Origin of the sequence: Pseudoxanthomonas wuyuanensis (assembly GCF_900215535.1) — a bacterium.
Taxonomy (GTDB): Bacteria; Pseudomonadota; Gammaproteobacteria; order Xanthomonadales; family Xanthomonadaceae; genus Pseudoxanthomonas_A; species Pseudoxanthomonas_A wuyuanensis.
This window is the reverse complement of record NZ_OCND01000006.1, coordinates 277251-300059: the sequence shown is the minus strand read 5'-3', so window position 1 is coordinate 300059 and position 22809 is coordinate 277251. Positions and strand designations below refer to the sequence as shown.

The following is a 22809-nucleotide window of genomic DNA, read 5'->3' as shown; positions in this document are numbered from 1 at the left end:
GCAAGGTCCGGCAGCAACCAGAGCCCAAGAAGAATTCAGGCGATACCCGTGAACACCAAAGAACCGGCAACCGCACAAGTACGACTGGACATCTGGCTTTGGGCGGCGCGCTTCTTCAAGACGCGCAGCCTGGGCAAGCAGGCGGTGGAAACCGGCAAGATCGAAATCGGCGGACAGCGCGCCAAACCCTCGCGCGCGGTCCGTATCGGCGATGTGCTGAACATCGTCCGCGGAGAGGAACGTTTCCAAATCCAGGTGCTGGCGCTGAGCGAACAGCGCGGCCCGGCGGCGCAGGCGCAGAAGCTCTACCTGGAGACGGAAACCTCGCGCGCTGCGCGCGAAGCGGCCATCGCGCAGCGGCGCGCCGAACGCACCGGTTACCAGGCGCCGCTTTCCAAGCCGGACAAACGCGCGCGCCGGCTGATCCGCGCATTGGGCGACATCGACGCGCTATGAACCGTCTTGCCCTGATTGGCGAAGCCGAGGTCCGCGCCAATCGACCACCCGCTGCGGCAAGCGCTTCAACGCAAGGCTGAACAAGCCGTCATTCCGGCTTTCGCCGGAAGCCATATGGCTGCCTGGTAGTTGAAGAAAAGGGGATCCCGGCTTGACCAGCCGCCCGGCGGTTGGAAGCCACCGGGATGCGGCCGCGCCAGTGAAAGCGCCGCACACCTGGGGAGGTATGCGGCGCTCGCATTGGCCCGTGCTGGACGTTCCCATGGCGATAGCGGCTTTGCTGCCCGCTTCGCGCCGGGAAATCAGGCAAGATCGAAACGGTCGAGGTTCATCACCTTGGTCCATGCCGCCACGAAGTCCTGGATGAACTTCTCCTGCGCGTCCGCGCTTGCATAGACTTCGGCCAGAGCCCGCAGCTGGGAGTGCGAACCAAAGATTAGATCCACGCGGCTGCCGGTCCATTTCCGTTCGCCGCTGGTGCGGTCATGCCCTTCGAACACGTCCCGGCTGTCCGTGGCGGCCCTCCACTCCGTTCCCATGTCGAGCAGGTTGACGAAGAAGTCGTTGCTCAGCGTCTCCGGCCGTTGGGTGAACACGCCATGCCGGGTCTGGCCGACGTTGGTATCGAGCACCCGCATGCCGCCGACCAGCACCGTCATTTCCGGCGCGGTCAGCGTCAGCAGCTGCGCCTTGTCGATCAGCAGCGCCTCGGCAGGTACCGCGAACCTGCCCTTCAGGTAGTTGCGGAAACCGTCCGCGACAGGTTCCAGCGGGGCAAACGAGTCCACATCGGTCTGCTCCTGGGTAGCGTCCGTACGTCCCGGCGAGAACGGAACCGTGACCGGGTGACCGGCGTTGTTCGCCGCACGTTCAATGCCTGCGCATCCACCCAGCACGATCAGGTCGGCCAACGAGACCTTCTTGCCGCCGGATTGCGCGTTGTTGAACTCGTTGCGGATGGATTCAAGCGTTTCCAGCACTTTCGCAAGCCGCTCGGGCTGGTTGACCGGCCAATCCTTCTGCGGGGCAAGGCGGATGCGCGCACCGTTGGCGCCGCCGCGCTTGTCGCCGCTGCGGAACGTCGAGGCCGAGGCCCACGCGGTGGACGCCAGTTCGGATACGGACAGGCCCGAGGCCAGAATCCTGTCCTTGAGGGCGGCAATGTCCTGTTCGTCGATCAGTGGGTGATCGACTGCGGGAACCGGGTCCTGCCAGATGAGTTCTTCGGCAGGCACTTCCGGGCCGAGGTAGCGCGTACGCGGCCCCATGTCGCGGTGGGTCAGTTTGAACCAGGCGCGGGCGAACGCGTCGGCAAACTGCTCGGGATTCTCCATGAAACGCCGCGAGATCTTCTCGTAGATCGGATCGAATCGCAGCGACAGGTCGGTGGTGAGCATCGTCGGTACGAGCTTCTTCGATGGGTCGTGCGCATGCGGGATCGTCGCTCCCGCGCCCTTGGCTACCCATTGGTGCGCGCCGGCGGGACTCTTCGACAATTCGTACTCGTAGCCGAACAGGTTCCAGAAGAAGTTGTTGCTCCATTTGGTCGGCGTGGTGGTCCAGGTGACCTCCAGGCCGCTGGTGATGGTATCGGCACCCTTGCCGCTGCCGAAGCTATTCGCCCAGCCCAGGCCCTGCTGTTCCAGTTCGGCCGCCTCCGGCTCGGCGCCGACGTTGTCGGCCGGGCCGGCGCCATGGGTCTTGCCGAAGGTATGGCCGCCGGCGATCAACGCAACGGTTTCCTCGTCGTCCATTGCCATGCGCGCGAAGGTCTCGCGGATGTCGTGGGCCGCGGCGATCGGGTCGGGGTTTCCGTCCGGGCCTTCCGGGTTGACGTAGATCAGGCCCATCTGCACGGCGGCCAGCGGGTTCTCCAACCTGCGCGTGTGCATGTCCCCATCGGCATCGTCGTCGGACACCAGCACGCCTTCATCGCCGGGTTTCTCCACGCCCTCCGAGCCGTGGGCGTAACGGATGTCGCCGCCCAGCCAGGTGGTCTCGCTGCCCCAGTACACATCCATGTCCGGTTCCCACACGTCTTCGCGGCCGCCGCCGAAGCCGAAGGTCTTGAAGCCCATCGTTTCCAGGGCGACGTTGCCGGCGAGGATCATCAGATCGGCCCAGGAAATCCTGCGGCCGTATTTCTGTTTGATCGGCCACAGCAGCCGCCGCGCCTTGTCCAGGCTGACGTTGTCCGGCCAGCTGTTGAGCGGGGCGAAGCGCTGCTGGCCGCGGCCGCCGCCGCCGCGGCCATCGCCGATGCGGTAGGTGCCGGCGCTGTGCCAGGCCATGCGGATGAACAGCGGCCCGTAATGGCCGAAGTCCGCCGGCCACCAGTCCTGCGAATCGGTCATCAGCGCGGCCAGATCCTGCTTGAGCGCCGCGAAGTCCAGGCTTTTGAACTCCTTCGCATAGTCGAAGTCCCGGCCCATCGGGTCGGATTTGGAGGAATGCTGATGCAGCAGATCCACCCGCAGCTGCTTCGGCCACCAGTCGCGGTTGGACGTGCCGCCGCCGGCAGCGTGATTGAACGGGCACTTTGCTTCTGATGACATTGTTTTCTTCCTTTGGTGGGTTGCAGCCGACGATCGGTCCAGTCTGGGGGCCGGTTACTGATGAATGAGCGTTCTCGATGGCCGCTAGGCCAGGTGCCGGGACCGCGGTGCGGATGGGTGGCGCGCCAGCATCGGTGCCGCGGCGGGCACACGGGCGGGCGTACGCGGCGTGTCCGCAGGCGAGGCGCCTGAAGCGGCGGTCTGCGGCGGTTCGGAGGGTTCGGGATGATGCTTGATGGGCTTGCTCATGGCTGGCTCATCCTCTTCGCAGTGAACAGTGAGCAGACTAGGTGCGGCCAACGATTTATGAAAATCGTTTGTAGCGAATGCTTCGATAGCAAGTGTCTATCGACTCGATGGCAGCCATCACCATCATCCCGGAGGAGGGTGAGGCTGCGGCAAAGATACGCCAGGCCCGTTACGCCAGTGTGGTACCGGCGTGCTTGTCCAGCATTTCATCGTCGCCAACGCCAACGCCAACGCCAACGCCGATACCGATACCGATGCCGATGCCGTGGCCGCCGCCATCGCCGCGGAAAACACGTACAGGATGTGCCTTATCAGCAACCTGCTAAAGCAGGGATTTGAGCCGGTACAGCGCTTCCAGCGCCTGCTTGGGCGTCAGTTCGTCCGGATCCAGTGCGGCCAGCGCTTCCTGCGCGGCCGAAGGCGCCGGCGCGAACAGGCCGATCTGCTGCGGCTGGTCCAGCGACTGCGGCGACATTCCGGCGGCGTGGGTTTCGCGGCCGCGCTGTTCCAGTTCGGCCAGCCGCCGCCGTGCCTGCTGCAGCGTGGTTTTCGGCAGGCCGGCCAATGCCGCCACCTGCAGGCCGAAACTGCGGTCTGCGGCGCCTTCTTTGACTGCGTGCATGAACACCAGCGTATCGCCATGCTCAACCGCATCCAGGTGCACGTTGGCGATGCCGCTGCCTGGCTCGGACAGCGCGGTCAGTTCGAAGTAATGCGTCGCGAACAGGGTGTAGCAGCGGTTGACCGCGGCCAGATGGCGCGCCACCGCATCGGCCAGCGCCAGGCCGTCGTAGGTGGAGGTGCCGCGGCCGATTTCGTCCATCAGCACCAGCGATTGCGCGGTGGCGTGATGCAGGATGTAGCTGGTCTCGGCCATTTCGACCATGAAGGTGGATTGGCCGCGCGCCAGATCGTCGCCGGCGCCGATGCGGGTCAGGATGCGATCGATCGGGCCGATGACCGCGCGCGCCGCCGGCACGAAGCTGCCGATGTGCGCCAGCAGCACGATCAGCGCGTTCTGGCGCATGTAGGTGCTCTTGCCGCCCATGTTGGGGCCGGTAATGACCAGCATGCGCGGTCGTTCTGCGTCGCCATCGTGTCCGCCAAGCACCAGATCGTTGGGTTCGAACGGTTCCTTGCGGACCGCCTCGACCACCGGATGGCGGCCGCGCTGGATATGCAAGCCGGGTTCGTCGCGCAGTTCCGGCGCCGACCAGTCCAGCGCCTGCGCGCGTTCGGCAAAACCGGCCAGTACGTCCAGTTCGCTGAGCGCGGCGGCACAGCGTTTCAGCGGCTCCAGGTTGGCGTTGAGTTCATCCAGCAATCCTTCGTACAGCAGCTTTTCCCGCGAAAGTGCGCGCTCGCGCGCCGACAGCACCTTGTCCTCGAAGCTTTTCAGTTCCTCGGTGATGTAGCGCTCGGCGTTGGTCAGGGTTTGCCGGCGGGTGTAGTGGACCGGCGCGCGGCCGGCCTGGCCCTTGCTGATCTCGATGTAGTAACCGTGCACGCGGTTGTAGCCGACCTTCAGTGTCGGTATGCCGCTGCTCTCGCGTTCGCGGACTTCCAGATCCAGCAGGAAGCGGTCGGCATTGCTGCTGAGCTGCCGCAATTCATCCAGTTCGGCATCATAGTCGGCGGCGATCACGCCGCCGTCGCTGAGTTTCAACGGCGGTTGTTCGGCCACCGCCGATGCCAGCAGGTGCGCGGTTTCGGCGTGTTCGCCCAGGTCCTTGGCCAGCGCCTGCAGGCGCGGCGAGTCCAGCGGCGCCAGCAGCGTGCGGAGGTCGGGCAGCAGGGCAAGACCGTCGCGCAGCGTCGACAGGTCGCGCGGCCGCGCCGAGCGCAATGCCACCCGGGTCAGAATGCGCTCCAGATCGCCCAATGCGCGGAAACGCTCGCGCAGTCCGGCGTCGGCGCCTTGCTCCAGCAGCGTGGCCACCGCCTGGTGGCGCTGGCCGAGCGCATTGCGGTCGCGCAGCGGCCGGTGCAGCCAGCGCCGCAGCAGGCGTCCGCCCATCGGAGTGATGGTGGAATCGAGCACGCCAAGCAGGGTATTCCCGGCGTCGCCATCGATGCGCGTGTCCAGTTCCAGATGGCGGCGGGTGGCCGCGTTCATCGCGATGGCGTCGCTGGCCGATTCGACCACGATGGCGGTCAGGTGCGGCAGGCGCTGCTTCTGGGTTTCCTCGACATAGCCCAGCAGCGCGCCGGCGGCGGCGATCGCCAGTCCGCTTTTACCGAATGCGCCGCCGTCGATGCCGAAGCCGGACAGATCGCGCAGAGCGAAGAACTGCAGCAACTGGCGGCGGCCGCTGTCGGCATCGAACAGCCATGGTGCGCGCCGGCGGATGCTATTGCGCTGCTGCAGGAACGGCGGCCAGCCGTCCTCGTCCGGCAGCAGCAGTTCGGCCGGTTCCAGCCGCGACAGCTCGGCCTCCAGCGCGTCGTCGCTGTCGACTTCGTTGACCAGGAAGCGCCCGCCGGCCAGATCCGCCCACGCCAGTCCGTAGCGCCAGCCCCTGGAAGCCGAACCTTTGCGCGCCACCGCCATCAGCAAGGTGTCGCGGCGCTCGTTGAGCAGCGCCTCGTCGGTCACCGTGCCGGGGGTGACCACCCGCACCACCTTGCGCTCGACCAGGCCTTTGGCCAGCGCCGGGTCGCCGATCTGCTCGCATACGGCGACCGATTCGCCCATCGCGACCAGCCGCGCCAGGTAGCCTTCGTAGGCATGCACCGGCACGCCAGCCATCGGAATCGGCGCGCCGCCCGAACTGCCGCGCTGGGTCAGGGTGATGTCCAGCAGCCTTGCCGCCTTGCGCGCGTCGTCGTAGAACAACTCGTAGAAGTCGCCCATGCGAAAGAACAGCAGCAGGTCGGGGTATTCGGACTTGGCGCTGAAGAATTGCTTCATCAGCGGGGTGTGCTCGGGTGTCTTCTCGGTGCTCATAGAACCGTACGTCTGCGCTTGCGGCATTGTGCCGGAAAGCGGCAGCGGATGCCGCTTCGGGAAGGCGACCCGACGGACGACGCGCCCTGGTGTAGGCTTGCACCGTTGCCTGCCAACGGCAGAGCGGCCTGACTGGAGCGGATACCGATCATGTTGTGGGAAACCCTTGGCGCCATCCGCGATCTCGGACGCGTCCATCAGATCGCCTCCATCCTGATCCGCTACGGCTTTGGCGATCTGGTGCATCGGGTCGGCATGTCCGGCGCGCTGGAGAAGGCCGGGCAGGTGCTGCACTGGCAGACCATCGAGGAACTGTCGACGCTGGATGCGCCTACCCGGGTGCGGCGCGCCATGGAGGATCTGGGGCCGACCTTCGTCAAACTGGGGCAGGTGCTGGCCACCCGCGTGGATCTGTTTCCGCCGGAATGGATACTCGAGTTCGGCAAGCTGCAGAACGCCGCGCCGGCGCTGGACTACGCGCAGATCCACCCGCAACTGTGCGAGGACCTGGGCGAGGAACCGGAGAACGTGTTCGCCCGCATCGACCAGGTGCCGCTGGCGGCGGCGTCGTTGGCGCAGGCGCACCGGGCGTGGCTGGCCGACGGCACGGCGGTGATCCTGAAGGTGCGGCGGCCGGGCATCCGCAAGATCATCGAAGCGGATCTGCGCCTGCTGTCGCGCATGGCGGAAATCGTCGAAGCGCAGGCGCCCGACCTGCAGCGCTACCGGCCGCGCGAAGTGGTGCACCAGTTCACCCTGTCGCTGCGGCGCGAACTGGACTTCGCCGCCGAGTGCCGCAATGCCGAGCGCATCGCGCAGAATTTCGTGGACCGCCCTGAAATCGTCATCCCCGGCGTTTATTGGCAATGGACCGGCGAGCGGCTCAATGTGCAGGCGTTCGTCGACGGCATTTCAGCCTGCGATCTGGACGTGGCCGACGCTGCCGGGCTGGACCGCAAACTGTTGGCGCGGCGCGGCGCCGAAACCATCCTGAAGATGGTGCTGGAGGACGGTTTCTTCCACGCCGATCCGCACCCGGGCAATATCTTTTTCCTGCCGGGCAACCGCATAGGCCTGATCGACTTCGGCATGATCGGACGATTGTCCGAACAGCGCCGGTTCCAGATCGCGCAATTGCTGCACGGCCTGGCGGCGCACGATGCCGATGCGGTGATCGAGGTGTTGCTGGACTGGACCGACGGTGCTGCCGACATCAACGAACAGCGCCTGCAGGCCGATACCGATGCCTTCGTGGACCAGTACCGCGGCGTGCCGCTGAAACAGCTCAGCCTGGGGGCAATGCTGCAGGACGTGACGCTGATCCTGCGCGATCACAATCTGGCCCTGCCGCCGGATCTGGCGCTGATGATCAAGACCTTCGTCACCCTGGAGGGCCTGGGCAGGCAACTGGACCCGGATTTCGACATGGCCGCCGAGGCGCGACCGTTCCTGGAGACGACCCTGCTGCGGCGGCACTCCCCCGGGGTCATGATCCGGCGCGGCTGGCGTGCGCTGGGCAGCGCCACGGATCTGCTGATGCGCCTGCCCAAGGACCTGGGACAGCTGCTGCGCAACGCGCGCCGCGGCAAGCTGCACATGGAAATCGACGTGCCCACGCTGAAGCCGTTCGGCGATCAGGTCAATCACGCCGCCAACCGGTTGACCCTGGGGGTGGTGACTGCGGCGCTGATCATCGGCTCGTCCATCGTGATGCATGCCGGCAGCAGTGGCGGCGGGAGGGGCTGGCCGACCCTGGGCGTGCTGGGCTTCATTGGCGCGGCGCTGGGTGGGGTGGGGATTCTGATTTCGATCTGGCGCAGCGGCCGCAAATAGCTTCCGCATGCCGCCGCTGCGGGCTTGATCCCGGTCAATGCCGGCGGCGCCAGCCCGCGGGAACATGCCGCTTGCAGCCTGTTCCTGCCAACTGGAGAACCCCATGAGCAAGACCATGAAAGCCGCCGTCCTCCGTACCTTCGGCCAGCCGCTGACGATCGAAGAGGTTCCCGTCCCGCAGGTCGGGCCGGGCCAGATCCTGGTCAGGATCGCCGCCTGCGGCGTCTGCCACACCGATCTGCACGCGGTGGAAGGCGACTGGCCGGTCAAACCGAACCCGCCTTTCATCCCGGGCCATGAGGGCGTGGGGCATGTGGTGGCGGTGGGGGCGGGCGTGGACCATGTCCGTGAGGGCGACCGGGTCGGCATTCCATGGCTGTATTCGGCCTGCGGGCACTGCGAACACTGCCTGGGCGGCTGGGAAACGCTGTGCGAGAGCCAGCAGAACAGCGGCTATTCGGTCAACGGCGGTTTCGCCGAATACGCGCTGGCCGACGCCGATTATGTCGGCCTGCTGCCGGACAACGTGGGCTTCGTCGAAATCGCGCCGGTGCTGTGCGCCGGAGTGACCGTCTACAAGGGGCTGAAAGTCACCGAAGCCCGCCCTGGCGACTGGGTGGCGATTTCCGGCATTGGCGGACTGGGCCACATGGCCGTGCAGTACGCGCGGGCCATGGGCCTGAACGTGGTCGCGGTGGATGTGGACGATGCCAAGCTGGCGCTGGCGCAGCGGCTGGGCGCGGCGCTGACCGTCAACGCGCGCAACACCGATCCGGCGGCGTTCCTGAAGCAGCACATCGGCGGCGCGCACGCCGCCCTGGTCACCGCGGTCTCGCCGAGGGCCTTTGCGCAGGCGCAGGGGATGCTGCGGCGCGGCGGCACCGTCGCCCTGGTTGGCCTGCCGCCGGGCGACTTCCCGTTATCGATTTTCGATACGGTGCTCAATGGCATCACCGTGCGCGGTTCGATCGTCGGCAGCCGCCTGGATCTGCAGGAGTCGCTGGCGTTCGCTGCCCGCGGCCAGGTGCATGCCACGGTGTCGACGGCGCCGCTGGAAGACATCAACGACGTGTTCGAACGCATGCGCGAAGGGAAAATCGAGGGGCGGGTGGTCCTGGACTTCGAGCCCCGGACGGGCGCCGCATAGCCGATGCATGAGTAATCGGGATTCCGTTCGGCCCGGCCTGCCGGCGGATCCCATCCCGGGAGGGCATTGGGCGTATCGACGCACTGCAAAATGCCGATCCGTGAAACCAGTGTTAGTTTCGCTGCAACGCAGGGGGAACACTGCGCAGGTCCCGATTCCGGAGAAACCGCTATCCGCCGTATCTGATCCGCATCTACCACCGTCCGTCATGACCCTGGGAGGGGAGAACATGGTCGTCGTAAAGCCACAGCACACAGTGCTCGCATTGGCAGTTCTTGCTGCCTTGTGCGCAATACCCGCCGCACGCGCGCAACAGGCCAGTCCATCGGCCCCGCCCGAGGACGAGCCCACCACGCTGGCCACCATGACGGTGACCGCGCAGAAGCGCGAAGAACAGATGCAGAACGTGCCGATCTCGGTCACTGCGCTGCCCGAACAGCTGCTGCAGGATACCGGCGTGCGCGACGTCAAGGATCTGCAGGTGCTGGTGCCGGGTCTGACCGTGACCAGCACGCAGAGCGAGGTGCAGACCACCGCCCGCATCCGCGGCATCGGCACGGTCGGCGACAACGCCGGCCTGGAATCGTCGGTGGGCGTGGTGATCGACGGCGTCTACCGTCCGCGCAACGGCGTTGGCTTTGGCGATCTCGGCGAAATCGAGCGCATCGAGGTGCTGAAAGGTCCGCAGGGCACCGTGTTCGGCAAGAACACCTCCGCCGGCGTCATCAACGTCATCACCCGCCGCCCCAGCTACACGCAGAGTGCCGAAGGCGAGATCACGGTGGGCAACTACGGCGCCCTGGGCGTTTCCGGCGCCTACAACGACGCCCTCAGCGACAACGCCGCGTTCCGCATCTATGCGGCCAAGCGCAAGCGCGACGGGTTCATGGATGTGCGCACCGGCAACGGTCCGCGCACCTTGAATGAGGACAACGACCAGAACTTCCACTCGTTGCGTGCGCAGCTGCTGTTCGAGCCCACCGACAACCTGGACATCAACTTCATCGCCGACTACACCAGCCGCGAAGAGAACTGCTGCGCCGCCGTGCAGACCACCATCGGCCAGACCTCGCTGGTGATCAACGGACTGACCGGCGGTACCGGGCTGCCGTTGCAGACTCCGCCGTTCCCGAAGCCGGGCGACCCGTTTGCGCGCGTGGCCTACAGCAACCGCGATACCACCCAGGACATCAAGGACAAGGGCATTTCCGCCGAGGTCAATTGGGATACGCCGTGGTTCAACGGCGCCACCTTGACCTCGATTACCGCCTTCCGCGACTGGCAGGCCATCAACGGTCTGGATTTCGATTTCAGCGGCGCCGATATCCTGTATCGCAACGCCGACGAGGATCAGTCGCTGACCGCGTTCGAAACCTTCACCCAGGAATTCCGCCTGACCGGCGCCACCGACCGCGTCGACTGGATGGTCGGCATGTTCTATTCCGATGAGGACTTGAAGCGCAACGAGTCCTACCAGATCGGCCCGCATTACGAGCCCTATGTGTCCACGCTGGTGTTCGGCCAGGTGGCGCCGGCGATCGCGGCGATGGGATTGCCGATCAATACGGCCAATCCGCAGAACTTCTTCCGCGAGATCACCGGTCAGCCGTTCGCCGGCTTCGGCGCGATGGACCGCTACCAGCAGAACGCCAAGAGCGCGGCGTTGTTCACCAACAACACCTGGCACGCTACCGACAGCCTGGACCTGACCCTGGGCCTGCGCTACACCCGCGAAAAGAAGGAGCTGAGCTCGCTGTACAGCAACCCCAACGGCAGCGCCGCCTGCGCCACCATGCTGCAGGACGCCAGCGCCGCCAATCCCAACCGCTTCGCGCGGCTGGCGGGAGCGCTAGCAGGGCGAGGGGTGCCTCTGGGCGCGCTGACGCCGCAGCAGCAGGCGGCGCTGTTCGGCGCGCTGGCGCCGCAGATCGCCGGCTTCATGTGCCTGCCGTGGGCCAATGCGCTGCATAACGGCCGTTCGACCCGGCAGGAAATGGAAGAGAAGGAATGGTCCGGCACGCTGAAGGCGGCGTACCGCTGGAACGAGCATGTGATGACCTACGCTTCGGCCGCGCGCGGCTACAAGGGCGGCGGCTTCAACCTGGACCGCGTGCAATCCTCCAACGGCCTGTCCAGCGGCAGTGCAGGCATCGTGCCGGTCGACGACACCTCGTTCCCGGGCGAGTTCGTCGACAGCTACGAGCTGGGCGCCAAGACCACCTGGCGCGACGGCAACCTGCTGCTGAATGCCACCTTGTTCCACCAGACCTACGACGACTTCCAGCTCAACAGTTTCCTGGGCACCAGCTTCGTGGTGCGCTCGATTCCCGAGGTGGTGTCGCAGGGCGTGGATACCGAAATCATCTGGCAGCCGATGCGCGGGCTGATGCTGCAGGGCGGCCTGATGTATGCCGACACCAAGTACGGCGACGAGATGCCGACGTCCGAGTTCGTCGCCCCCGGCGGTCCGCTGTACAAGCTGCCCGGCAGCCAGATCAGCTTCGCGCCGGAGTGGTCGGGTACCGCGTCGGTGACCTACGAACGCGACTTCGGCAATCTGCTTGGCCGCTTCAATATCGGCGCCAAGTACATGTCCGAGTTCAACACCGGCTCGGACCTGGACGTCGAAAAGACGCAGGATGCCTTCACCGTGGTCAACGCGCGCATCGGCCTGGGTGCGCAGGACGGCCGCTGGATGCTGGAGTTGTGGGGTCTGAACATCTTCGACAAGGACTACGTGCAGGTCGGTTTCGACGCGCCGCTGCAGGCGGTCGGCAGCCCGCAGCCCGGTGACCCGTTGAATACCTACAACGCGTTCCTGGGCGCTCCGCGGACCTACGGGATGACCTTGCGCGTCCGTTACTGACGGCATCTGCCGACGGCATCGCGTCGCAACAGCGGCCCGCCATCCGGCGGGCCGCTGCATTGGGCGGCCAGGGCAGACAGCGGATGGAATTTCGGCTACAAGAAGCGCTGACTTCCCCCCAAGTATCCTGCCGATGTCCGTCCCTGACGATCTGCGCCTTCGCCAACTGGCCGAACGGTTGGGCGCGCGCCTGCTTGCCTCCCGCGACCGCCTGGTCACTGCCGAAAGCTGTACCGGCGGCTGGATCGCCAAGGCGGTCACCGACATCGCCGGCTCGTCGGAATGGTTCGACTGCGGCATGGCCGCCTACAGCTACGAGGCCAAGCAGGCGCTGCTGGGCGTGCAACCGCATACGCTGGAAATCCACGGCGCGGTCAGCCGCGAGACGGTGATCGAGATGGTCTCCGGGGCGCTGGTCAATTCCGGGGCCAGCGTCGCGGTGGCGGTGACCGGCATCGCCGGGCCTGGCGGCGGCAGCGCCGACAAGCCGGTCGGTACCGTCTGGGTCGGCTGGAAGCGCCGCGGCGGCTATGCCCGCGCCGAAGTCTTCCACTTCCAGGGCGACCGCGACGCGGTGCGCCGGCAAACGGTGGAAGCGGCGCTGCAGGGCGTGGAGGCGATCGCGCGCTAGCGGAAGAAAAGGCTTGCATCCTGTTTTTGTTAGTAGTATTACTACTAACCATGGACCTGACCGAAACCCAGCAAGCCATCCTGGCGCTGATCGCCGAGCGGATCGACAGCGAAGGCGCGCCGCCGTCGCAGACCGAAATCGCCCGCGCCTTCGGTTTCAAAGGCATCCGCGCCGCCCAGTACCACCTGGAAGCGCTGGAGCAAGCCGGGGCGATCCGCCGCGTGCCGGGACAGGCGCGCGGCATCCGGCTGGTGCATCCGGCCGCGCCGGCGGCGGCTCCGGCCGTATCGCACGACGACACCGCGCTGCGCCTGCCGATTCTGGGGCGGGTCGCAGCCGGCGCACCTATCGGCGCCGACGCCGACCACCACGACTACGTCATGCTCGACCGCGCCTTCTTCGCGCCAGCGCCGGATTACCTGCTCAGGGTCAAGGGCGATTCGATGCGCGACGAAGGCATCTTCGATGGCGATCTGATCGGCGTGCATCGCACCGGCGACGCGCGTTCCGGCCAGATCGTGGTCGCCCGCATCGACGATGAAATCACCGTCAAGCTGTTGAAGATCGGAAAGGACCGCATCCGTCTGCTGCCACGCAATCCCGACTACGCGCCTATCGAAGTGCTGCCGGATCAGGACTTCGCCATCGAAGGGCTTTACTGCGGACTGGTGAGGCCCAACCGATGAGTCCGTACCGGCCTGCGGGAATATTCCGGCAAGGCGGCGCGGCAAATTCCGACTCCGCGCCGCGGGTTTTACCGAAGGCATCGCCGGCAGCGGCGGCGATAATTCCCGTCACGGCCGCCACCGTCGCAATCCGTGCGATTGGCGCCCGATAGGCTTGCATCAACCGAACATCATCCCCGAGGAAATCGACAATGGACGAGAACAAGAAGCGCGCCCTTTCCGTGGCCCTGACCCAGATCGAGCGCCAGTTCGGCAAGGGCTCGGTGATGCGCATGGGCGACCGGGTGATCGAACCGGTCGAAATCATTCCCACCGGTTCGCTGATGCTGGATATCGCACTGGGTATCGGCGGTCTGCCGCGCGGACGCGTGGTGGAAATCTACGGGCCGGAATCGTCCGGCAAGACCACGCTGACCCTGCAGGCCATCGCGCAGTGCCAGAAGCAGGGCGGCACTGCCGCATTCATCGACGCCGAGCACGCGCTGGATCCTATCTATGCCGCCAAGCTGGGCGTCAATGTCGACGATCTGCTGCTGTCGCAGCCGGATACCGGCGAACAGGCGCTGGAAATTGCCGACATGCTGGTGCGTTCCGGCTCCATCGATATCGTGGTGATCGACTCGGTCGCGGCGCTTACTCCCAAGGCGGAAATCGAAGGCGAGATGGGCGACCAGTTGCCCGGCCTGCAGGCGCGCCTGATGAGCCAGGCCCTGCGCAAGCTGACCGGCAACATCAAGCGTTCCAATACCACCGTCATCTTCATCAACCAGTTGCGCATGAAGATCGGCGTGATGATGCCGGGCCAGAGCCCGGAAACCACCACCGGCGGCAATGCGCTGAAGTTCTACGCCTCGGTGCGGCTGGATATCCGCCGTATCGGCGCCATCAAGAAGGGCGACGAGATCATCGGCAACCAGACCAAGATCAAGGTGGTCAAGAACAAGCTGGCGCCGCCGTTCAAGCAGGTCGTCACCGAGATCCTGTACGGCGAAGGCATCAGCCGCGAGGGCGAACTGATCGACATGGGCGTGGAGGCCAAGCTGGTCGACAAGGCCGGCGCCTGGTACAGCTACGGCAATGAACGCATCGGCCAGGGCAAGGACAATTCGCGCACCTTCCTGCGCGAGAACCCGCAGATCGCAGCCCGGCTGGAAGCCGAGCTGCGCGAGAAGTTCCAGCCGCTGGAGGTCAAGCCCAGCGAAAGCGACGCCGATGCCGGCGAATAAGCGGCGGCGGTCCGGCGTGCGGCGGCAGCGCTGATTGGAGACGGCAACGGTGAACCGGTCTGGCCAAGAAGATGGACGTAAGGCTCGCCGGCGGGGACAACAGGAACAGACGCCGGTGCAGCGCGCCCTGGGCCTGCTGACCCGGCGCGAACATTCCAGGAAGGAACTCACCCGCAAGCTGACCGCGCGCGGTGTGATGCAGGAGGACGCCGATGCCGCCGTCCAGCAGTTGGCCGGCGACGGCTGGCAGAGCGATCTGCGGTTTGCCGAGTTCCTGGTGCGCAGCCGGGTCGGAAGCGGTTACGGGCCGCTGCGGATTCGCGCTGAACTGGCGACCCATGGACTGGACCGCGACGCGATCGCGGCGGCGATGGACACTTTCGATGGCGACTGGACCGAAACGGCGTGCGACCTCGTCCGCCGCCGTTTCGGTCCGGGCAGCCTGGTCGATGCCGGGCAGCGCCGGAAAGCGGCGGACCTGCTGGCCCGGCGCGGCTTCGAAGGCGACAGCATCCGTGCGGCCCTTCGCGGCGGGGCGCAGGACTGAACCGGACAGGCCTGCTAATCTAGGGTATTGGGTTGTCTGTTCCAGCCTGCGCCCGCATCTAGCGGGGACGCGGCGCTGGTGCGCGCCCCTCCCAGCCTACGCCAGACCGATGACCAGCCTTTCCAAGACCAGCACACAGCAGATCCGCAGCGATTTTCTCGAGTTTTTCCGCAGCAAGGGCCATACCATCGTGCCATCGGCGCCGCTGGTGCCGGGCAACGACCCGACCCTGCTGTTCACCAACTCGGGCATGGTGCAGTTCAAGGACGTGTTCCTGGGTGCGGAAAAGCGCAGCTACGTGCGGGCCGCCGACGTGCAGCGCTGCCTGCGGGCTGGCGGCAAGCACAACGATCTGGATTCGGTCGGCTATACCGCCCGCCACCACACCTTCTTCGAAATGCTGGGCAACTGGTCGTTCGGCGACTACTTCAAGAAGGAAGCCATCGAGTGGGCCTGGGAACTGCTGACCGGCGTCTGGAAGTTGCCGGCCGAACGCCTGCTGGTGACCGTCTACCATACCGACGACGAGGCCTATGCCCTGTGGCATGACCTCATCGGCATCCCGCCCGAGCGCATTGTCCGCATCGGCGACAACAAGGGCGCGCCCTACGCCTCGGACAACTTCTGGCAGATGGCCGATACCGGTCCCTGCGGGCCCTGCACCGAGATCTTCTACGACCACGGCGCGCATATCGCCGGCGGCCCGCCCGGTTCTCCGGACGAGGACGGCGATCGCTTCATCGAAATCTGGAACCTGGTGTTCATGCAGTTCGACCGCCAGGCCGACGGCACGCTGGTGCCGCTGCCGGCGCCGTGCGTGGACACCGGCATGGGTCTGGAGCGGCTGGCCGCGATCCTGCAGCACGTTCATACCAACTACGAAATCGACCTGTTCCAGGCCCTGATTGCCAAAGCCGCCGAACTGACCGGCACCGCCGACACCGAGAACAAGTCGCTGCGCGTCATCGCCGACCACATCCGCGCCTGCGCGTTCCTGATCGTCGACGGCGTACTGCCATCCAACGAGGGCAGGGGCTATGTGCTGCGCCGAATCATCCGCCGCGCGCTGCGCCACGGCTGGATGCTTGGCGTGCGCCAGCCGTTCTTCCACAAGATGGTCGCCACGCTGTCGGCGCTGATGGGCGATGCCTATCCGGAACTGCCGGCGGCGCAGGCGCTGGTCGTGCGCGCCCTGCAGGCCGAGGAAGAGCGTTTTGCCGAAACCCTGGATTCGGGCATGCGCATTTTCGATGAGGTCGCTGCCCGTGCGGGCGCCGCCGGAACCATCCCCGGCGCCGACGCTTTCCGGCTCTACGACACCTACGGTTTCCCGGTCGATCTGACCGCCGATATCGCGCGCGAGCGGGGGCTGTCGGTGGACATGGCCGGTTTCGAGGCGGCGATGGAGCAGCAGCGCGAAACCGCGCGCGCGGCGGGCAAGTTTGCCGGCGGCGCCACGTTGCCGGCGGATCTGGTGGCCCAGCTCTCGCCCACCGGTTTCCTGGGCTACGACCACCTCGACGCCGGCGGTCTGCAGGTGGTCGCCATCCTCAAGGACGGCCGCCCGGTCGATGCGATTTCGGAAGGCGATGAAGCCACGGTGCTGCTGGATCGGACCCCGTTCTACGCCGAATCCGGCGGCCAGGTCGGCGACACCGGCCAGTTGGTGGAGCAGGGCGTCGAGTTCGAGGTCGGCGATACCCAGAAGCTTGCCGGCCAGTTCCACGGCCATGTCGGCAGGCTGGCCAAGGGGGCGCTGAAGCTGGGCGACCATGTGCTCGCCTCGGTTGACGGCGGGCGCCGCGCCGCCACCATCCTCAATCATTCCGCCACCCACCTGCTGCATGCCGCGCTGCGCGAGGTGCTGGGTACGCATGTGCAGCAGAAGGGATCGCTGGTGGCCCCGGACAGGCTGCGCTTCGACTTCTCCCATTTCCAGCCGCTGACGGCGGCGGAGCTGGCCGAGATCGAGCGCCGGGTCAATGCCCAGATCCGCGCCAATCACGCCGCCGAAGTCCATCACATGGGCATGCAGGAGGCGCTGGATTTCGGCGCAATGGCGCTGTTCGGCGAAAAGTACGGCGAGAACGTCCGTGTGCTGAAGATGGGCGATTACTCCACCGAACTTTGCGGCGGCACCCACGTCGGCCGCACCGGCGATATCGGTCTGTTCAAGATCGTTGCCGAGGGCGGTGTTTCGGCCGGGGTGAGGCGCCTTGAGGCGCTGACCGGGCAGGGCGCGCTGGATTATGTGGCGGCCGCGGAGCAACGGTTGCAGGACGCCGCCGCGGTGCTGGGCGGCAATGCCGGCGACGTGGTGGACAAGGTTCGTGCGCTGGCCGAGCGGCAGAAGAAGCTGGAACGGGAACTGGAGGCGTTGCGGGCGAAGGCCGCTTCCGGCGCCACCGCCGACCTGGCCGGTTCGGCGCAGGAGGTCAACGGCGTGAAGGTGCTGGCGGCCCGGCTGGAAGGTTTCGACGCCAAGGCCCTGCGCGATGCGGTCGATCGCCTCAAGCAACAGTTGGGGGATGCGGTGGTCGTGTTGGCCGGCGCCAGTGGCGGCAAGGCCGCCTTGGTGGCCGGGGTAAGCGGCGGCGCCGCCGGACGGGTCAAGGCGGGGGAACTCCTGGCCCATGTGGCCAGTCAGATTGGGGGCAAGGGCGGTGGACGCCCCGATCTCGCCCAGGGTGGTGGCGAGGACGGCCCCGCCCTTGCCACGGCCCTGCAGGGCGTTCGCGATTGGGTGGCCGAACGTCTAAACTAGAGCGCTTGGCATGGCTGGCAGTGCTTGCAGGCCTGCCAGTCGGACAGCTACCATGCTCTTTAAGTTCATGAATGTACCTGGAAGCGTATGGATGGCGGTTTCGCCATAGGCGCACTCCCGGCTTTAATCTTGCCGGATTACGGAGAAGAAACATGTTGATTTTGACCCGCCGTGTCGGCGAAACCCTGATGATCGGTGATTCGGTCACGGTGACCGTGCTCGGCGTGAAAGGCAACCAGGTGCGCATCGGCATCACCGCGCCCAAGGATGTTGCCGTGCATCGCGAAGAAATCTACCAGCGCATTCAGCGCGGCGAAGACGCCAACGCCCACCACGCCACGAGCGAAAATACATCTTCGGACTGAATTCGTTTGCCGCATTCACGGTGAGCCGTTATCCTATGCGGCCGCCGTCGATGGACTGCGGGAACAACCAATCCCGGAGTGATGCCCGAGCGGCTGAAGGGGCTCCCCTGCTAAGGGAGTATAGGGTCAAAAGCCTTATCGAGGGTTCGAATCCCTCTCACTCCGCCAGTTGTCGACGCCTGCGGTTTCAAGGCGTTTTTGTGGTTGCGCGGTATGCCCGGGGAGTTGTTCCGGGCAGCTGTCGAATGTTTCATCGCAAGTCGTGGCTGCGGCTCTCCGCAATACGATTTGCGCAGGAAGATGGCTTGACGATTCGATGATTGGTCAGGCAAAATTCCGCTTCTTACGCGCCCGTAGCTCAGCTGGATAGAGTACCTGGCTACGAACCAGGCGGTCGGGAGTTCGAATCTCTCCGGGCGCGCCAAAACAGCAAGAAGGCCGGCAGGGCAACCTGCCGGCTTTTTTGTTTTCTGCGGTTTCCTGGGACAGCGGCTTCGGTGACTCGTTGCCCGCCGCGCTGGGCGTGACTCCGCATCATTCCGGTTTTCCTGTCTCAAGCGGCCGTTGCACCTTGTCGCTTTGCGGCCGCCCCTCGCGCGCCAGCGCGCGCACGCAGCAGTGGCGCGCAAGCCGCCTTGGCTCACCTTGCCCGCTTCCCCGCCACGCCGTCGTCGTCTCGCGAGCGCGAGTATTCGCCCGTTCCGATTTTTTCCCCGAACGCCGACAAGCTGCCTGGAAGCCGGTGCTCGTGGCGTCGCCGGATTGCAGGCGGCAGGTTGGGCGACCGTGCGGGAGTCGTGCCGGCAGGACTCCCCGCAGGGATTCCGTTCGTGTTTGCTGGTTGGCGCCGGGTTTCAGCTTCCTTTCTCATCCACCGTTGCGTGCCCATCGGAATGGCACTCGCACCGCGCAGGGCGTTCAGGCATGGGCGATCCGGCGGCTCGTGAACCGTGCGCCATCGCCTGCGGGGAGAAGGGAAACACCAGGCGCCGAAAGTTCGCGCCGATCAGGTCGTGTTCTGTTGCGGGCCGGGCCCGCGTAGCGGGTGGGGACGGCGTGTCCCGCAACGCCATGGCCACCGGCTCCGCGTAGATTTGCCTCACCTGGGAGAAGCACCTTCCTGCGGGCCGGGTTTGCCGGCAATCGTGTCCCTTCGCCAGGTGCGTCCTGTTTTCCGCGCGCAACGCGTATTGATTGGTGGGATGTCCGACGGCATCCGACTCTGCAAGGTGGGTATGTCTTCTGCGGCAATGATGTCCGATCCGGCCGGGGATTCCGGCGCCTGCGCCGGCCTGCGCGCTGCGTTCGACCAGGCCATGCCGTGGTCCGGCGCCTGCCGGCTGTCGCAGGATCATGCGCTGGTCGGCCTGTTCGAACTGGACGACTGGAGGCGCTGGCTGTTGCAGGCGGCGGCGCTGCTGGATGGGGCCGAGCGGGCCAGGGTTCAACGCAGACGGCGCCCGGCCGACCGCGACGCGCTGACTCTGGCCTACGCGCTGCACCGGCTGTTTCTGCAGGCCGCGCTGGACCTGGATGCGGCGGCGCTGCCGCTGGGCCGTGATGCCCTGGGTTGCCCACGGCTGGAAGGGCTGGCGGTCCATACCAGCCTGAGCCATAGCCAAGCGTATGTGGCCATCGCCGTGTGCCGTCAGGGCCCGGTGGGCGTGGATGTCGAACCCCGCCATCGTCGCCAGGTCATGGAGGAGATTGCGGCGCAGACCTGCCATCCCGATGAGGCCGCGGAAATGGCGCGACTGTCCGGACAGGCCCGCGCGGAGGCGCTGCTCGGTTTGTGGGTCCGCAAGGAGGCGCTGCTGAAAGCTGCCGGAATAGGGTTGGCGCGGCCGATGGGCAGTTTCCGGGCGCCGGTGGGACAGGCGCTGCCGCTGGAACCGAAGGTTGGGAAGACCTGCCTGCGGATGCTGCAGGCGATGCCGGGCGCGATGGCGGCGGTCGCAGCGCCGGCGGAAGTGCCGGTCCTCAGCGCGTGGCTGCGGCCACCGGTGGTCGCCTGCCCGGCAACCGCCCGGCAACTGGCCGGATGACCGCAACGTTGGCGTTATTAGAAAACGAAGCCAGCGGCCGTCCGGGCAGATTCCGGCGCCGGTTGCGCGCTTGGGGATAAACCTTCCTATGGGCAGCCAGGGAGCGGTGAACAACAGGGGATCGTATGAACGTTTCAGGTGTCGTCATCGATTGCGCATCGTGCGGGCGTAGGGCCGCCGATGGCCGGTATCGTCCCGATGAGGGTTGCGCTTCGGGTGGCGCGCATCAACTTCCGGGACGCGCCGGTCCGGACGGGGCAACACGATGAAATCGGTTCGCTCGAGTCGCAAATCCCGTGCCGTACGTTTTCTATGGTTGCTTGAAGTCGTTGTCATCGTGCTTGCGGTGCTGGCATCGGCGTGGCTGCGTTTCCGGAACGATCCGGAAAGCCACCAGATGTTCGTCCAGTACGCGCCGATGCGCGCGCTGGTCGTCGCGATCTTCATCACCGCCGCAATGGCCGCTTTCGGTCTGTATCAGGTGCATGTAAGGCACAACCGCCTGGATTTCTGGCTGCGTCTTCTGCTTTCGTTCGCCTTTGGTGGCGTTGGCCTGCTGGTGCTGTACTACCTGCTTCCGCAGACCTACATCGGGCGTGGCGTGCTGGCGATGTCGCTTGCGCTGTCGGCGCTGGGCATCGTGGCGGCAAGAGCGCTGTCGGTGCACCTGTTCAGCACGGACGTGCTCAAGCAGCGCGTGCTGGTGCTGGGCGCCGGCCAGAATGCCGAACTGATCAACACGCGGATGCGGCGGCAGTCGGACCGACGCAGCTTTACCGTGGTGGGTTTTGTGCCGGTGCCGGGGCAACGGGTGATGGTCAGCGAGGAAATGCTGGTGCAGCCAGACCTGGATCTGGCCGAACTTGCCGAGCAACTGCAGATCGACGAACTGGTGATCGCTCCGGATGAGCGCCGCGGCGGTCTGCCGATGGAGGAGATGCTCAGCTGCGTGCAGCGCGGGATTTCGGTGGTGGACCTGTCGACCTTCTTCGAGCGCGAAGCCGGCATGGTGCAACTGAACGTGGTCGACCCGTCGTGGCTGGTTTTTTCCGGGGGATTCGACTACTCGACACCTCGCCGCCTGAGCAAGCGGTTCTTCGATCTGATGGCGGCCTTGCTGCTGCTGCTGGTGACCTGGCCGCTGATGCTTGTTGTCGCGCTGGCGGTCTGGCTGGAGTCCGGCGGGCCGATTTTCTACAGCCAGGTACGGGTCGGCGAGCGCGGCCAGCACTTCAAGCTGACCAAGTTCCGCAGCATGCGGGTGGATGCGGAGAAGGACGGCGTGGCGGTCTGGGCAAGCAAGAACGACGACCGCAGCACCCGGGTCGGGAAATTCATACGCCTGACCCGGCTGGACGAACTGCCGCAGTTGCTGGCGGTGCTGCGCGGGCACATGAGTTTCGTCGGGCCGCGGCCGGAGCGTCCGCATTTCGTCGACATGCTGAACGATGAAATCCGCTACTACCGCGTCCGTCATTGCGTGAAGCCGGGGCTTACCGGTTGGGCGCAGCTGCGCTATCCGTACGGCGCGTCGGTGCGCGATGCCGAGGAAAAACTCAAGTTCGATCTGTTCTACGTGAAGAACCACGGACTGGTGTTCGACCTGATGATCCTGCTGCAGACGGTCGAGGTGGTGCTGTTCGGGCGTGGGGCGCGTTGAAGCAGGCGTTGGCGTTACGGAGCCTCGGACTGCGGCTGCGCTGCCTTCAGCCGGTACAGCGGCGAGCTGTGCCATTCCACCAGCTTGCCTTTTTCGAAGCGTACCCAGGACGGTCCGTACTCCCAGACGTAGGTGCTCATGCGGGTAGGCGTACCTTGCACCTGCAGGACCGCCTCTGCGTCCATGCCCAACTGCAATTGCGCGTATCGCGGCCCGGCGGCGGCGGAAGCGTCCGCGTTTTCCTGCCGGGCCGAATCGCCGGCGGGCATGCCGGTCTTCCTGTCCACGCCCGATAGCAGCAGGTAGAGCGCCAGCGCGATCAACAGCGCCGCCAGCCAGCCATTGCGCGTGGCATTGCCGCTTTCGTCCGCATCGGGGGCAGGCGATGAAGTACGCCTGGTCCTGTCGGCAAGCCTGGGGCCGGTTTCCGCTGCCGCGCCGGTTGCGCCGCTGCCGCGCGGGCTGCCCGGCAGGCGCCCATGGGCGCGATGGAACTGAACAGCGGTCTTGTATTGCTGAATCAGGCCGGCCAACTGCTGCTGGGCGTCGCCTTGCGCTGCCGCATCGCCGCCCCGGTCCGGGTGCAGTTCGCCGACCCGGCGGCGATAGGCATGCTGCAGTTCTTCCAGCGTGCAATCCGGGGAAAGGTTCAGCTGCGAATACAAGCTTGAGAAATCGGGTTCCATTACCGCGGCTCGTGGATGAGGCACATTCTAGGGTGTGCCATGGCCTTTACAACGTGGTCTCAATCAGGCGTCGCCTCATCCGGCCGCCACGGGGACGGAATATCCGCAGGTTCAGGGGCATGGGCGCGCCCACAGGCTGCGTGGCC

At 66.0% G+C, this 22809-nt stretch carries 16 protein-coding genes and 2 tRNA genes; 14 read left to right on the top strand and 4 right to left on the bottom strand.

Going from position 1 to position 22809, the window contains the following annotated elements; genetic code table 11:
* Positions 1 to 48: 48 nt before the first annotated feature.
* The gene (locus tag CRO39_RS13875) at positions 49 to 456 is read left to right on the top strand and encodes an RNA-binding S4 domain-containing protein (protein ID WP_097122538.1); all 408 of its coding nucleotides are present in this window, start codon (positions 49 to 51) and stop codon (positions 454 to 456) included.
* Between the two features lie 302 nt (positions 457 to 758).
* On the opposite strand, the gene katG is transcribed toward CRO39_RS13875, so the two are convergent.
* The 3 genes from katG to mutS all read right to left on the bottom strand — a co-directional run bounded on the left by katG (position 759) and on the right by mutS (position 6207).
* A complete protein-coding gene (gene katG / locus CRO39_RS13870) occupies positions 759 to 3011 on the bottom strand; it encodes a catalase/peroxidase HPI (RefSeq protein WP_097122537.1) in 2253 nt (750 codons plus the stop codon).
* An 84-nt stretch (positions 3012 to 3095) separates the two neighbouring features.
* Positions 3096 to 3260, bottom strand: coding sequence for a hypothetical protein (locus CRO39_RS20965; RefSeq protein ID WP_162125701.1), 165 nt, complete (start codon positions 3258 to 3260; stop codon positions 3096 to 3098).
* Between the two features lie 322 nt (positions 3261 to 3582).
* The gene (mutS, locus tag CRO39_RS13865; protein ID WP_176520207.1) at positions 3583 to 6207 is read right to left on the bottom strand and encodes a DNA mismatch repair protein MutS; all 2625 of its coding nucleotides are present in this window, start codon (positions 6205 to 6207) and stop codon (positions 3583 to 3585) included.
* Positions 6208 to 6360: 153 nt separating this feature from the next.
* Between mutS and CRO39_RS13860 the strand changes: the two genes are divergently transcribed.
* The 13 genes from CRO39_RS13860 to CRO39_RS13800 all read left to right on the top strand — a co-directional run bounded on the left by CRO39_RS13860 (position 6361) and on the right by CRO39_RS13800 (position 21977).
* Positions 6361 to 8040: an ABC1 kinase family protein gene (locus CRO39_RS13860; protein WP_097122591.1), complete on the top strand. Its 1680-nt coding sequence runs from the start codon at positions 6361 to 6363 to the stop codon at positions 8038 to 8040.
* A 103-nt stretch (positions 8041 to 8143) separates the two neighbouring features.
* On the top strand, positions 8144 to 9187 hold the full coding sequence (gene adhP, locus CRO39_RS13855) for an alcohol dehydrogenase AdhP (protein WP_097122536.1): 1044 nt from the start codon (positions 8144 to 8146) through the stop codon (positions 9185 to 9187).
* A gap of 256 nt (positions 9188 to 9443) precedes the next feature.
* Complete coding sequence (locus CRO39_RS13850; RefSeq protein WP_244904262.1) at positions 9444 to 12053, top strand: TonB-dependent receptor; 2610 nt, start codon at positions 9444 to 9446, stop codon at positions 12051 to 12053.
* Between the two features lie 133 nt (positions 12054 to 12186).
* Positions 12187 to 12684, top strand: a complete 498-nt coding sequence (locus CRO39_RS13845) for a CinA family protein (RefSeq protein ID WP_097122534.1) — start codon at positions 12187 to 12189, stop codon at positions 12682 to 12684.
* A 50-nt stretch (positions 12685 to 12734) separates the two neighbouring features.
* Complete coding sequence (gene lexA / locus CRO39_RS13840; protein ID WP_097122533.1) at positions 12735 to 13370, top strand: transcriptional repressor LexA; 636 nt, start codon at positions 12735 to 12737, stop codon at positions 13368 to 13370.
* A 191-nt stretch (positions 13371 to 13561) separates the two neighbouring features.
* Positions 13562 to 14596, top strand: coding sequence for a recombinase RecA (gene recA / locus CRO39_RS13835; protein WP_097122532.1), 1035 nt, complete (start codon positions 13562 to 13564; stop codon positions 14594 to 14596).
* Positions 14597 to 14645: 49 nt separating this feature from the next.
* Positions 14646 to 15143 (top strand): recombination regulator RecX, encoded by a 498-nt coding sequence (recX, locus tag CRO39_RS13830; RefSeq protein WP_097122531.1) that lies wholly within the window; start codon positions 14646 to 14648, stop codon positions 15141 to 15143.
* Between the two features lie 109 nt (positions 15144 to 15252).
* A complete protein-coding gene (gene alaS / locus CRO39_RS13825; protein ID WP_097122530.1) occupies positions 15253 to 17907 on the top strand; it encodes an alanine--tRNA ligase in 2655 nt (884 codons plus the stop codon).
* A 152-nt stretch (positions 17908 to 18059) separates the two neighbouring features.
* The gene (csrA, locus tag CRO39_RS13820) at positions 18060 to 18272 is read left to right on the top strand and encodes a carbon storage regulator CsrA (protein WP_097122529.1); all 213 of its coding nucleotides are present in this window, start codon (positions 18060 to 18062) and stop codon (positions 18270 to 18272) included.
* Positions 18273 to 18347: 75 nt separating this feature from the next.
* A tRNA-Ser gene (locus tag CRO39_RS13815) sits at positions 18348 to 18440 on the top strand.
* Positions 18441 to 18619: 179 nt separating this feature from the next.
* A tRNA-Arg gene (locus tag CRO39_RS13810) sits at positions 18620 to 18696 on the top strand.
* A 778-nt stretch (positions 18697 to 19474) separates the two neighbouring features.
* Entirely contained in the window at positions 19475 to 20317 is an 843-nt protein-coding gene (locus CRO39_RS13805) for a 4'-phosphopantetheinyl transferase family protein (RefSeq protein ID WP_097122528.1), read from the top strand.
* A 316-nt stretch (positions 20318 to 20633) separates the two neighbouring features.
* Complete coding sequence (locus CRO39_RS13800; protein WP_238394550.1) at positions 20634 to 21977, top strand: TIGR03013 family XrtA/PEP-CTERM system glycosyltransferase; 1344 nt, start codon at positions 20634 to 20636, stop codon at positions 21975 to 21977.
* A gap of 14 nt (positions 21978 to 21991) precedes the next feature.
* Here CRO39_RS13800 and CRO39_RS13795 read toward each other — a convergent pair whose 3' ends face one another.
* Positions 21992 to 22663 carry a J domain-containing protein gene (locus CRO39_RS13795; protein ID WP_097122526.1) on the bottom strand — a complete coding sequence of 224 codons (672 nt, stop codon included), beginning with the start codon at positions 22661 to 22663 and terminating at the stop codon, positions 21992 to 21994.
* Positions 22664 to 22809: the final 146 nt, after the last annotated feature.